The following is a 12,939-nucleotide window of genomic DNA, read 5'->3' on the forward strand; positions in this document are numbered from 1 at the left end:
CCAATGGGATATATCGATTGATTCGGATGAGGCTTGTTCATATGGACACCCCTTTTTCACTTGCATGAGGTTGCTTTATTTGAGGCTGCCTCATTCTTATCAATCTTTAGTTTTAAGTCAGGAAGGTGAGGCTATCATGCATTTGTACGGAACCAGTGGTGTCAATGAACGTGGACATCTGGAGATTGGCGGAGTGGACACGATCGAACTGATCGAACAATTTGGCACTCCATTATATGTTTATGATGTAGAGCTAATTCGTGAACGGGCAAGAGGGTTCAAGAGAACTTTTGAAGAATTGGGGATCTCAGCACAAGTTGCATACGCAAGTAAGGCTTTCTCCTCGATTGCCATGATTCAGTTGGCTGATCAAGAAGGACTTTCTCTCGATGTTGTCTCAGCGGGGGAATTGTATACGGCAATTAAGGCAAATTTCCCAACTGAACGCATTCACTTTCATGGAAATAACAAAAGTGAAGAAGAGCTTCATATGGCTTTGGATTATGAAATTGGCTGTATAGTAGTCGATAATTTTTCAGAGTTGGCACTTTTGGAAGAAATTTGTACAAGCCGTGAACAAAAGGTGAAAATCCTTCTTCGTGTAACACCAGGAATTGAAGCCCATACGCATGATTATATCTTGACAGGGCAAGAGGATTCGAAATTTGGTTTTGATCTTATTAACGGACAGGCGGAAAGCGCCCTTCGACAAGCGCTGAAAAGTGAGTTTCTGGAAGTGCTTGGACTCCACTGCCATATCGGTTCCCAGATCTTTCAAACGACCGGTTTCCTTCTGGCGGCCCAAAAAATTATCGGCAAGTTAAATGAATGGCATGGTTCGATAGGGTTTCAACCAAAGGTATTGAATCTTGGAGGGGGATTCGGAATTCGGTATACACAAGAGGACGACCCGCTTCCGGCATCTCAATATGTAGAAGAAATCGTTAGGGAAGTGCAGAACCTGATTGCTGACTCTGATTTAGTGATGCCTGAAATCTGGATTGAACCTGGCCGTTCTTTAGTCGGAGACGCCGGGGTGACCTTGTATAAGGTCGGTTCTGAAAAGGAAGTGCCTAATGTCCGTAAATATATTGCCGTTGACGGGGGCATGAGTGATAACATACGTCCAGCTCTTTATGAAGCGAAGTATGACGCAATTCTTGCAAACCGCCCACTTGACCCTGTAGAAGAGACAGTGTCCATTGCTGGGAAATGCTGCGAAAGCGGAGATATGTTGATTTGGGATTTACCATTGCCAAAAGCCGGACGCGGTGATGTCTTGGCAGTCTTTTGTACAGGGGCATATGGATATTCCATGTCGAATAATTACAATCGGATTCCGAGACCGGCTGTCGTCTTTGCCGAAAAAGGAGAAGCCCGATTGGTCATCAAACGTGAGACGTACGAAGATCTTATCCATTTGGATTTGGCCCTTCATGAAGCGGCCGTCGTCAATAAAGAATAAAAAAAGGATGGCATGTGCCATCCTTTTTTTATTCAAATCAGCTGAAAAAAGATTTGATCGCGTCTATTAAACTGCTGAAGACTTCTTTCAATTTATCTAAGAATGATTGACCCTCTTCGGACTCAAGAAAATTGGAAAGCTTATCTTTAGCGGCAGTAAGCTGATCCCCGACAGAGTTCCAATCAATATTCAATTCTTTTAGTTTATTGAATAAATCAATTAAACTTTGAACTTGATTATCATTTAAGGCAATTCCCAGTTCTTTTGCTGAAGACTCGACAACCTCGCGGACCTCTTCAGTGTTGGCCGGAGGATTTTCAGCCATTTCCTCTTTGATTTTCGTTACCAGTGCAGAGGCTTCCTCTGTACCGATTTCATCACCCAATTTAGCTGTTTTTACCATTTCTTCATTCGCTGCCTGCTTCACATCTTCCGGAATCTTCTTGTCTGAAGAGATTTCATAGGCTTTAATGACCCCTGTCAAAGCTGCTGTACCGGAAACGGGTATAGGTGCGGTGACATAAACGGTAGCATCTTTTACTCCAGCAGTTGCCAATGCGTTGATATACATTTCGTCTGTGACCCAGTTAATGTTTTTCGACTCCAGTTTAAGGCCAGTGCCTTTTTCCTCCAAAGTAATGGCAGAGGATGAAATAGCTTTTGTACCAATCAGCCGGCTGGCGATATAGTCTCCTAAGTATTCATGTTCCTCCGCATTTGTAACCGTTAGAACCTCAACATCATTAGGGGCTTTCATTTCTGACAAAACCATATTTTTTTGTTCACTTGTCAAATTTTCTCCTAGTGTGACGGTCATTTCACCAACAGCTGCATCTGCAAAAGCTTTATATGGCAATAATAGACATAAAAAAATGGTTAAAAAGACCCATTTATTCGTTTTTTTCATGATAATCCTCCTTAACTTTTCCTGCTGAATTGAGATCTTTCATTAAAAGAGCGGCGTTTTAAATAAAGATTCATAGTATTTGACGAAACAAAGGATAAAAAGGATACATATTTTCCTGAAAAATATTTATATAGCACAAAATAGCTATAGCTCTTTCAAAGGAGGAAGTGATTGCATCTTGTCTTTTATACCTATTATGCACTCTATGAATCTAAGGTCACTTTACCAATGTAGTAAAATCGAAGCAAGATTGCAAGGATATTTGTCAGATTGTGTTAAGTTATAGTAGAATGAATTCGTTATTTAAATATTTGGACCATTCATAAAAGGAGTATGGGATGAGGAAAAGCAATAAAACTCTTTTACTTATGATGCTTATTATCGCTTTGATGTGGGGAATCATATATTGGCTGTTTATCGCTTAGCACATAGCACATCGATAAATCAAGTGCTGAAAGTGATGTTGAAACGAACGAATTTTTTATGTATGATGGAAATGTTATATGTGAGCTTATTATTCTAAGCGAATTAATTAGAAACAGGTAGATAATAAAAACGTTATTTAGTAACGAGGGATATTATGTTGATTAAGTATAAGAAAAGTTATGAGAAGTTTGCCATGGGATTATTATCTTTCATGCCAAATGAAAAAGAGATAAAAACGCTTCGGAATACGATGAAGAATTATGAAACGGATGAAAACCTACAGCTGTTCTTATGGAAAGATGAAGAGATTACGGGCTTGATCGGAATAGAAGTCTCTCCAACCCACATTGAGATACAGCATATATCTGTAAATCCATCCTTTCGGAAGCAAGGTATCGGTAAAACGATGGTAAGGGCCATCAAGGAGCAATATCCTGATAAAGAACTAAAAGCAAATGAGTTTACGGAAAGCTTTCTTGACAGGTGTGAAGAAGTCTAATATGAAAGTGGGAATGGAGGATCACCTTTAAGGGCGGTCCTCCATTCCTGTTTTTCGAAGGGATAGCTGCCGAGCCCTTTCAGAAATGACATCCGAACGGTCGCGCAATAAATGTTTATCAACAATTGATAAATTAGCCATGTCGCTACCTTCGCCCCATATGTACCCTTCCTGCAAACACATGGATTGGCATTTTTCGATCAACCCTTGATCCGCTATTGGAAGATTAATGCTTTCATATGGCTTTTGGGATAACATCCGTTCATGTGTGTCCTCGAGCAATTTGAACAGTTTTTCTGGATCGAGCCCCAATTTCAGGAGCTCGGCTTGTTTAGAGTGGAGATTTGCAAGGGCTTTAGCAAGTGTCCTTGCAGCCCCTTTTTTGTTTTCCCTGCGATCATGGTATAGGGCAACCGCAATTTGGATGAGCCCGACCCAGTGGGAGTCACGTTCTTTTGGAGCGGTTTCCTTCCAATATTCTTCAAGAATTTCATGACATTCGAAGTAATCCCTTGTTCCATGGAAATGGACAAGGAAATAAAGGTAGTCTTCCGCGTAATTCAATAAGAGCACCCCTTTTGTTTGATGAAATCATCCAAGGTAAGGCTAAAAGCCATTTTCCATAGCTAAATATCCGCCATGTATACTCCCTAAGTTTAGCATAGAATTTTTTCTTGGAAAATAAAGAAAGCCGATTGCAAGGCAATCAGCTTGACTAATAAGTCAATTAACACCAACTAGCACCGACGATAACTAATAAAATGAACAATACTACAATAAACGCGAAACCGCCGCCGTGCCCAAAACCACCTGCACCCATAATAAGTACCTCCTTTGTTCTGCTGTTCTTACATTTCTAGACTATGTAGGATTTGAGAATGTGATTGGGCATTGACCCAATTTCACAAATCCCTTTTAAGAACTTTTCTAAGGTCCTAAATTATTATTATTGGATAAAGGGCGGCAATCCACTATACTTGATTAGTAAAAGAAATAGGCCTATTATCGGCCAATTAGATTTAAATGGGGTAATTTAATGGGTTATAATATAAAAATTGACGCTTTCGAAGGTCCGATGGATTTACTCCTGCATTTGATTAATCGCCTTGAAATAGACATCTACGATATTCCGATGGCTGATATTACAGATCAATACCTAGGATACATCCATACGATGCAGCACCTGGAATTGGATGTGGCCAGCGAATATTTGGTGATGGCTGCAACACTGCTTGCCATCAAGAGTAAAATGCTGCTTCCAAAGCATGAAGATGAACAATTGATTGATGAAGATGGGGAAATATTTGAAGAAGATCCACGGGATGAGCTTGTGGAGAAACTATTAGAATATAAAAAGTATAAGTATGCAGCTGAAGAGTTTAAAGGGATGGAAGAAGAACGCAGCCTGATGTTCACTAAACCCCCAAGTGATTTATCTGTATATGTTAAAGAAGCGGAAAGTGATAAACAAGAGTTGAATATAAGTCTATACGATATGCTCGGAGCTCTGCAAAAACTGCTCCGAAGGCAAAAAATACAAAAGCCGCTTTACACGAAAGTAACGAAACAAGAGATATCGATAGAAAAACGAATGGATGAAATCATGATTGAGTTACAATCAATTAAAGGGAAGAAAAGTTTTTTTGAACTGTTTTCGCTTCCGGTTAAAGAGCATATCGTCATCACTTTTATGGCAGTACTGGAATTAATGAAACTAAATGAAATCATCGTTGAACAGGAAGATAATTTTTCGGAAATTATGATTGCTGCTAAGGAAGGTGTAGAGCAAGTTGGAAGTTATTAATTGGAAAGGGATTCTTGAGGCATTATTGTTTGCAACAGGAGATGAAGGACTCTCCGTCAAACAAATTGCCTCTGTCCTTGAAATTACGGAATATCAAGCAAGAGACATCGTTGAAAGTTTAAAGGAAGAATATATATCGGATGTACGCGGGATTCAAGTGATCGAAATAGCGGGTGTTTATCAAATGACGACAAAAAAAGCACACTCGGATTACCTGAAAAGACTGGTGGAAACGACAAGCACACAAGGTTTGTCCCAGGCAGCTTTGGAAACACTCGCAATCATTGCCTATAAGCAGCCGATTACTAGAGCTGAAATTGATGAAATTCGCGGGGTCAAAACGGAACGCCCCATCCATACACTTGTCACGAAAGTCTTAATAAAAGAGGTCGGACGTGCTGAAGGATCCGGCCGGGCTTATTTATATGGGACAACAAAAGAGTTTTTGGATTACTTCGGCCTGAATTCCATAGATGAATTACCGCCGCTCGCGGATAATTCGGATGATAGCTTTGAAAATGGTGAAGCCGATCTGTTTTTTGAAAAATTTCAGCAAACAATCGAATAACATTTTTTCCTGAATTGTGATAATATAGAAAAAAATGAATGCGGGGGGATTGCGGGTGCGAATTGTGGCATGCAATGGATTTGGGCTTGAAAAGGAAAAGTCAAATTCACCTGAGGACTTCTTTAATCGATCCGTTATACAATACATAAAGGATGGAGAAGAAAAGACGCTGAATGTACTGTATCTTCGCTATTTTGATGAGATGGTCACTCTTTGGACCCCATATCCCGCCAATCCTCTATTCAAAAGCCCTAACCGGGATATTTATATGGCCGATATCATTGCCATGGTCTGTCTACTCAAAGACCCGAGCCTGGTTAACCGAAAACGTATATATATAAATGCAGAAAAAGAGCTGGCTGGTTATTTCGAAAATATAGATTTTGAAAAATTGGAGAAAGTGTTTATATCTATTGACCAAGCTAAACCATATGATATAGAATCACATGTTGACTATTATATTCAATCTTAATCATTTTGAGGAGGGTTCACGGTTGGGGAATACATTGGTAAAATCTCAGCTTGAGGATGTAAAAGGGTTTTTAGAAACGACAGTGGCTCAACTAGAAGAATTTATAAATGAGACGACCTATTCTAAGCTGCAAGAGGAAAAAAGCGGGGATGAAACCTATTATAAAGGGATCCTTTCTAGTTTAAGAAGAATGCTTGTAAGTTGTGAAGAGGGCTTGGAGGCTTGCCAAATCGTTCTGAAAAATGATGTTTTCAATAAAGCTGCAGCTGAAAAGACGCTTTATAGAGTTTATCATCAATGTATCGAAGAATACTTTTCCCCAAAATCAGATCGGTGGTTTGAGGACAGCAGATCTGCCTATACAGGCAAAAACTCGATTAAATTTCACCAAAGTGTACCTGACAGCATAATCTCCATTCTGAAGGCCGTGGAAAGTGGATTCCAGACCATGCGTGAAGAATTGGAGTTTTATGAAACGGATTACCGGACGAAAATGTTACAGTCAAGATAGAGAAGCAGCTAGGCTTAACAGGCCTAGCTGTTTTTTTAGCTATAAATGGAATCTCCGCTTAATCGAAACATAAAATACTTTGATGATTAAAAGTGCATGAAGGTTAAGAGGAGGTTCGAAGATGTCTGATGTAGAAGAGTATGCAAAAGACGTAAGTGAATGGGTTGATGGAGTCATGGAATATCTTGAGAAGATCGATATCACCGATTCGCAATTGTTGTCAAATATTGAACGACTTTCCCAGTTGACAAAAGATTTGAATGAGGAAGAAATGGATGATGAGGATATGGTCCTGATTGAGGAAGAGATGGCACGGGTCTACGAAGAAATTGAAGAACTCGCTAGAGAATTCAGTATACAGGAAAGGCAATCAGTGCCGATTGGGAGGCATACACTTCCGCCATTACCTTATGCCTATGAAGCGTTGGAACCGACGATTTCAAGGGAAATCATGTATCTGCACCATGATAAGCATCATCAAGCATATGTCGATGGGCTGAATAAAGCGGAATTGATGATGCAAAAAGCGAGGGAGACGAAAGATTTTTCCTTGTTGAAGCATTGGGAAAAGGAAGCAGCTTTTCATGGGTCAGGCCATTATCTCCATACGCTGTTTTGGGAAGTGATGATTCCAGGAGGAGGCGGACAGCCAAAGGGAGATTTACTTAAACAGATTGAGAAGGATTTTGGAAGCTTTGCAGCGTTTAAAAGTCATTTTAGTGAAGCGGCCAAACAGGTAGTAGGTGTTGGCTGGGCGATTTTAGTCTGGGTTCCACGTGCGCGGCGGCTAGAAATACTTCAATCGGAATTGCATATGGTGTTGACCCAGTGGGATACGATCCCGATCCTTGTTCTTGATGTATGGGAACATGCTTATTACCTGCAATATAAAAATAATCGGGCAGGGTATGTGGACAAATGGTGGGACGTTGTAAACTGGCCGCAAACAGCGGTAAGGTTCACAGAAGCGAAGAAGCTTATTTGGAAAAAACAATAATTGATAAAATAAAGAAATGTCTAAGGAAAACCAATTCGCAGACGAGCCGTGATGGTTCGTTTTTTTTGTCAGAAAATCCTGTATTAAGAATCTTTTAGGGAAAATATGGCAATGATATAAAGGAATGACTGACAATTTTATTTGAAACGGCCATTGATTCTCATTTGAATATTTTTATTTGATTGGAAAGGGGATGATATCAATTTCCGAAATAATGAGCATGTGTCTTGTTTTTAACCTTGAAATAACATTTAAAATGTGTTAAAGAGGCGATTTTGAAGTGCCATGGGTTTTTTAAAATAATTGATTTATATCAATATAAAAACTGTGACTAATTTGTGAACTTGAAAATTATTAAGGTATATTTATTGACTAATTTCTATTTAATAATTATTATAAATAGGAGCATATAAAAAAATAGCTATTGGAGGAATTTATTATGTCATTGATCAATAAACAAGTTGAAGATTTTAAAGTACAAGCTTACCATGCAGGAGAATTCAAAGAAGTTACACTTGAAGATGTTAAAGGAAAATGGGCAGTATTCTTTTTCTATCCAGCTGACTTCTCATTCGTATGTCCAACTGAATTAGCTGATCTTCAAGATAACTATGAAACATTCAAGGAAATTGGTTGTGAAGTTTACTCAGTTTCAACAGATACTCATTTCAGCCACAAAGGCTGGGCTGATGCTACTGATACAATCGGTAAAATTCAATATCCAATGTTAGCTGACCCAGCAAACGTTTTATCCCGTCAATTCGGTGTATTAATCGAAGAGGATGGATTGGCTCTACGCGGAACTTTCATCGTAAATCCAGAAGGACAAATTAAAGCATACGAAGTTAATGACTTAGGGATTGGCCGTAATGCAGAAGAACTTGTGAGAAAAGTTCAAGCTGCACAATTCGTAGCAGAACACGGAGATAAAGTTTGCCCTGCAAAATGGACTCCAGGTGAAGCTACTCTTGAACCAAGCCTAGACCTTGTAGGTAAACTTTAATTTTTAATGGGATGATCCATTTCTTTGATTAATGGATATATCCAGCAATTGATTACGATTACTGGGACAATTCGTCCGACAAGATCTAATGACAAAAGGCACTTACCTAAAATAAGTGCCTTTTGTTTTTCAAAATAATCAGTTTAGCACGCATTTTCTTTCAGCAAGGAGAACAAATATGAAAAAAATATATGATTTATTAATTATTGGCGGCGGTCCTGCAGGCCTCTCAGCGGGCGTTTATGCAGGAAGAGCTAAACTAAAGACAATAATTCTTGAAAAAGGAACTGGCGGCGGACAAGCTGCAACTACATCGGAAATAGCCAATTATCCTGGTATCCGCCATATTTCGGGTCCAAGGTTGGTTGAAGAAATGAAGCTTCAAAATGAAGATTTTGGCGTGGAATTCGCCAAAGCTGATGTAACGGGCGTGGATTTCTCCGGTGAGATAAAAGTCGTTAAAACCCTTGGTGGGGACTACCAGGCCCGCGCCGTCATCATTGCAACGGGTGCTACTCCAAGAACATTGGGCTTTCCGGGTGAAGAGGAATTCACTGGACGCGGTGTAGCTTATTGTTCAACTTGTGATGGCGAATTCTTTGAAGGGTTGGAAGTTTTCGTTATCGGGGCAGGGTATGCAGCCGCTGAAGAAGCTATATTCCTGACACGCTTTGCTACAAAGGTTACAATCATCGCCCGGGAATCAAGCTTCTCGTGTGCCCCGTCCATCGTTGATAAAGTGATGGCAAATGATAAGATTGAAGTGAAATTCAATACGGAGATCCTTGGGGTATATGGGGACGGGATGATTCAAAGTGCCCGCTTCATCAATAACGAGACTAAAGAAGAATTTGAATATAAGGCGAAGGAAGAAGACAGTACGTTTGGAGTATTCGTTTTCATTGGTTACGAGCCGAAAACAGAGATTTTCACTGGCCATATCGAAATGGACCATGCTGGTTACATTCTCACGGATGATGATATGAATACTAATGTGAAGGGTGTATATGCGGCGGGCGACCTAAGGCCAAAATCTTTGCGCCAGATTATCACCGCTGTATCTGACGGAGCGATTGCAGCAACGGATGCCGGCAAATATATTGCTGAAGAAAAAGATCGTTTAGGCATTAAAGATGAACCTGAAGTTGAAAAACCGGCGAAAAAAGAACAGGCCGCTGTCCCAGCAGGAAAGAGCGCTTTATTAAGTGATGCGTTACGTGGCCAACTGAAGGGAATCTTCGGCAAGATGGAGAGCGACGTTACATTGGTGTCCATCGTCGATGAAAGTTTGCCAAAATCAGTCGAATTGCGAGACTTCTTGTTGGATGTTGCGGAATTAGGAGAAAATCTTCATCTTGAGTTATACAACAAGGGGGAAAATACGGAAATTGAAGCAAAAATCAATGCAGATAAGTTCCCAGTCGTTTCCCTCTTAAATTCAAATGGTGAATACAGCGGCGTCAAATACCACGGTGTACCAGGCGGCCATGAGCTGAATTCCTTCATCTTGGCTATCTATAACCTGGCCGGACCAGGTCAGGCATTGGATTCAGCCGTATTGAATTCAATTAAGGGAATCAGTAAAAAAGCGAACATTAAGGTTATGGTTTCATTGGCATGTCACTACTGTCCAGACGTTGTAGTGGGTGCACAGCGCATAGCGATTGAAAACCCTAACGTTGAAGCTGAAATGGTCGATATAAGCAATTTCCAGGAAATTAAGAAGAAATATAAAGTCATGAGCGTGCCGGCTATGATCATCAATGATGAAGAAGTGGTATTCGGCGCTAAGAAAATAGATGAAATCGCTGCATTATTAGTATGATAGAACACTAAATCGATAGGGGACTGTCCTCCTATCGATTTTTTTATTTATTGGAAATGAACTTTGAAAATATGGAGATATCATGAAGGTTTACATTCTTTTTATTCATAACCCTTGTCCATTTGCATAAACTTGTACAAAAACAAGTAAAGAGACGAGGGGGCACTTATGCGTTTTTCATATAAAGGGTTATCAAGTTTGTGTATCGTCATTCTCCTGTTGTCTTTTATGGCACCCTTACAAAGCGCCAAAGCAAAGGTTTCCGTAAGTGCCCATAGTGCGATTTTAATGGATGAGGATAGCGGAAGGGTCATTTATGAAGTGAATGCCCATGAAAAGAATCGTATAGCAAGCATTACGAAAATAATGACGGCTATCTTGGCTATTGAATCGGGACTAATGGATGAAAAAGTGAAGGTGAGCAGTACTGCCTTCGGGACGGAGGGATCATCCCTTTATTTAAAAGAAGGTGAAAGAATTAAGCTCGAAGATTTGGTTTATGGCTTGATGCTTCGTTCAGGCAATGATGCAGCAGTCGCAATCAGTGAAAAGGTTGGCGGAAGCCTGGATGGATTCGTCTGGATGATGAATCAAAAGGCGGAAGAAATCGGGATGAAAAATACTCATTTTTCAAATCCACATGGTTTGGATAATACGAAAAATCATTATTCAACCGCATATGATATGGCCATACTCACTCGTTATGCCATGCAAAATGAAACGTATGCCAAGATTGCCGGCACAAAGGAACATAGGGCACCTAATTCCACAGAACAATGGGATTATGTATGGAAAAACAAAAATCGCCTACTTACACAATTATATGAGTATTGCACAGGGGGGAAAACGGGGTATACCAAACTAGCAAAACGTACCTTGGTCACGACGGCAACAAAAAACGGGCATGACCTGATTGCAGTGACATTGAATGGTCCGGATGATTGGAATGATCATATTCAAATGTACGAATCTGCCTTTAAGGATTATAAGCCAACAGAAATTTTACCTGAAGGCATGGTAAAGAATATGGAAAATAAAATATATAAAGGGCATGTCTACATTAAAAAGGATTTTTCATACCCACTAACAAAAGAAGAGACAAAGTTGGTCAATGTGAAAATGAAATTGTTGAAGCCTCAGAAGGTTTGGAAAGATAAAAGGAAAATCCCGGAAGTGGTCGGCAGGGCATCCATCTATCTCGATGGAAAGAAAATAGGTACGCGTTCAATTTTTTATGGGGAATCAAAAGAAAGCTTCAAGCAACAATCGTTCCAATCATCATGGGCCGAGGTATTTGAAGCGGTATTGGGAATCGAACAAAATGGTTAATTACATTTGGGTTGGGATGTTTGTGATCGGTATTGTATTTGGCATGATTAATGGGACCATGGATCAGGTGAATAAAGCTCTTTTTGTCAGTGCAAAGGAAGCGGTAACCCTTTGTCTGGGACTGATGAGCATTCTTGTCTTTTGGCTGGGTTTGATGAAAATAGCGGAAGAATCGGGACTGCTTGATAAACTATCCAACTTGTTCAAGCCATTCATGAGATGGCTGTTCCCTGAAGTACCGCCTAATCATCCGGCTATGGGATATATCCTTTCGAATATGATGGCAAACACATTCGGTTTAGGGAATGCAGCTACACCTCTTGGTATTAAAGCCATGGAGCAGCTAAAGAAACTAAATGGAGGAAAAGCAACGGTAAGCCGCTCGATGGTCACTTTTTTAGCGATCAATACCTCAAGCGTAACGTTGATTCCGACGACTGTTATTGCAATCCGCATGAATTACGATGCCCACTCCCCGACGGACATCGTTTTCCCGACCATAATAGCAACAGCCATTTCTGCCGTTGGAGGAATAGCGATAGACCGATATTTTTATTACAGGAGAAAGAGAAGCGGGAGGGAATAGGATGTTGCACTGGATGACCACCATATCAATTTGGATGATACCGATTTTGATCCTCTGTATATTACTGTACGGTACATTGAAAAGGATTCCCACCTATGAGACCTTCGTCGAGGGTGGGAAAGAAGGGATCAACATGTCCTTTTCCCTCATCCCTTTCCTGGTAGGCATGCTTGTGGCGATTTCGGTATTTAGGGCATCAGGGGCATTGGACTTCATTGTACAATTATTAAACCCATTGCTTTCCTTTCTTCATTTTCCGTCTGAGGTTTTACCCCTTGCGATTATTAGACCAATATCCGGAACAGCCGCTTTAGGCATGACCAGCGACCTTATATCGGTTTATGGACCGGATTCATTCGTTGGACGCCTGGCTGCCACGATTCAGGGAAGTACAGACACCACATTCTACGTATTGACCGTTTATTTTGGAGCGGTCGGGATCAAAAAAATGGGTGATGCCCTTAAGGTCGGTCTTTTGGCGGACCTGATCGGAATCATAGCTGCCGTTATCGTTGTCACACTAGTTTTCGGAATGAAGTAAAAGGAA

The 12,939-nt window shown here is 40.4% G+C and carries 15 protein-coding genes; 12 read left to right on the plus strand and 3 right to left on the minus strand.

What is annotated here, in order from left to right; translation table 11 throughout:
• Positions 1-136: 136 nt before the first annotated feature.
• Positions 137-1,465 (plus strand): diaminopimelate decarboxylase, encoded by a 1,329-nt coding sequence (lysA, locus tag ACFX4L_RS03530; protein WP_317777349.1) that lies wholly within the window; start codon positions 137-139, stop codon positions 1,463-1,465.
• A gap of 37 nt (positions 1,466-1,502) precedes the next feature.
• Here lysA and ACFX4L_RS03535 read toward each other — a convergent pair whose 3' ends face one another.
• Positions 1,503-2,372 carry a DUF1002 domain-containing protein gene (locus ACFX4L_RS03535; RefSeq protein WP_377382981.1) on the minus strand — a complete coding sequence of 290 codons (870 nt, stop codon included), beginning with the start codon at positions 2,370-2,372 and terminating at the stop codon, positions 1,503-1,505.
• A 580-nt stretch (positions 2,373-2,952) separates the two neighbouring features.
• Between ACFX4L_RS03535 and ACFX4L_RS03540 the strand changes: the two genes are divergently transcribed.
• The gene (locus ACFX4L_RS03540) at positions 2,953-3,297 is read left to right on the plus strand and encodes a GNAT family N-acetyltransferase (RefSeq protein WP_061463928.1); all 345 of its coding nucleotides are present in this window, start codon (positions 2,953-2,955) and stop codon (positions 3,295-3,297) included.
• Positions 3,298-3,324: 27 nt separating this feature from the next.
• On the opposite strand, the gene ACFX4L_RS03545 is transcribed toward ACFX4L_RS03540, so the two are convergent.
• Positions 3,325-3,861: a DUF309 domain-containing protein gene (locus ACFX4L_RS03545; protein WP_377382983.1), complete on the minus strand. Its 537-nt coding sequence runs from the start codon at positions 3,859-3,861 to the stop codon at positions 3,325-3,327.
• Between the two features lie 163 nt (positions 3,862-4,024).
• Positions 4,025-4,117 (minus strand): YjcZ family sporulation protein, encoded by a 93-nt coding sequence (locus ACFX4L_RS03550; protein ID WP_081108854.1) that lies wholly within the window; start codon positions 4,115-4,117, stop codon positions 4,025-4,027.
• 216 nt (positions 4,118-4,333) lie between these two features.
• Here ACFX4L_RS03550 and ACFX4L_RS03555 point away from each other — a divergent pair, with 216 nt between their 5' ends.
• The 10 genes from ACFX4L_RS03555 to ACFX4L_RS03600 all read left to right on the plus strand — a co-directional run bounded on the left by ACFX4L_RS03555 (position 4,334) and on the right by ACFX4L_RS03600 (position 12,933).
• Complete coding sequence (locus tag ACFX4L_RS03555; RefSeq protein WP_061463926.1) at positions 4,334-5,101, plus strand: segregation/condensation protein A; 768 nt, start codon at positions 4,334-4,336, stop codon at positions 5,099-5,101.
• Complete coding sequence (gene scpB, locus ACFX4L_RS03560) at positions 5,088-5,669, plus strand: SMC-Scp complex subunit ScpB (RefSeq protein ID WP_061463925.1); 582 nt, start codon at positions 5,088-5,090, stop codon at positions 5,667-5,669. The genes ACFX4L_RS03555 and scpB overlap by 14 nt, the downstream gene beginning before the upstream one ends.
• A gap of 55 nt (positions 5,670-5,724) precedes the next feature.
• A complete protein-coding gene (locus tag ACFX4L_RS03565; protein ID WP_061463924.1) occupies positions 5,725-6,141 on the plus strand; it encodes a hypothetical protein in 417 nt (138 codons plus the stop codon).
• Positions 6,142-6,163: 22 nt separating this feature from the next.
• Positions 6,164-6,652 (plus strand): YpuI family protein, encoded by a 489-nt coding sequence (locus tag ACFX4L_RS03570; protein ID WP_034308117.1) that lies wholly within the window; start codon positions 6,164-6,166, stop codon positions 6,650-6,652.
• A gap of 121 nt (positions 6,653-6,773) precedes the next feature.
• Entirely contained in the window at positions 6,774-7,649 is an 876-nt protein-coding gene (locus tag ACFX4L_RS03575) for a superoxide dismutase (RefSeq protein WP_284470289.1), read from the plus strand.
• Between the two features lie 439 nt (positions 7,650-8,088).
• Entirely contained in the window at positions 8,089-8,652 is a 564-nt protein-coding gene (gene ahpC, locus ACFX4L_RS03580; protein ID WP_057217417.1) for an alkyl hydroperoxide reductase subunit C, read from the plus strand.
• Between the two features lie 178 nt (positions 8,653-8,830).
• Positions 8,831-10,477, plus strand: a complete 1,647-nt coding sequence (locus ACFX4L_RS03585; RefSeq protein ID WP_284470290.1) for an FAD-dependent oxidoreductase — start codon at positions 8,831-8,833, stop codon at positions 10,475-10,477.
• Between the two features lie 168 nt (positions 10,478-10,645).
• A complete protein-coding gene (locus tag ACFX4L_RS03590; protein WP_377382990.1) occupies positions 10,646-11,806 on the plus strand; it encodes a D-alanyl-D-alanine carboxypeptidase family protein in 1,161 nt (386 codons plus the stop codon).
• Positions 11,799-12,392, plus strand: coding sequence for a nucleoside recognition domain-containing protein (locus ACFX4L_RS03595; protein ID WP_061463920.1), 594 nt, complete (start codon positions 11,799-11,801; stop codon positions 12,390-12,392). Before ACFX4L_RS03590 ends, ACFX4L_RS03595 begins: the two co-directional genes overlap by 8 nt.
• A gap of 13 nt (positions 12,393-12,405) precedes the next feature.
• Positions 12,406-12,933, plus strand: a complete 528-nt coding sequence (locus ACFX4L_RS03600) for a spore maturation protein (RefSeq protein WP_375166287.1) — start codon at positions 12,406-12,408, stop codon at positions 12,931-12,933.
• Positions 12,934-12,939: the final 6 nt, after the last annotated feature.

Origin of the sequence: Peribacillus sp. YIM B13482 (assembly GCF_042787975.1) — a bacterium.
Lineage (GTDB): Bacteria > Bacillota > Bacilli > Bacillales > DSM-1321 > Peribacillus > Peribacillus simplex_A.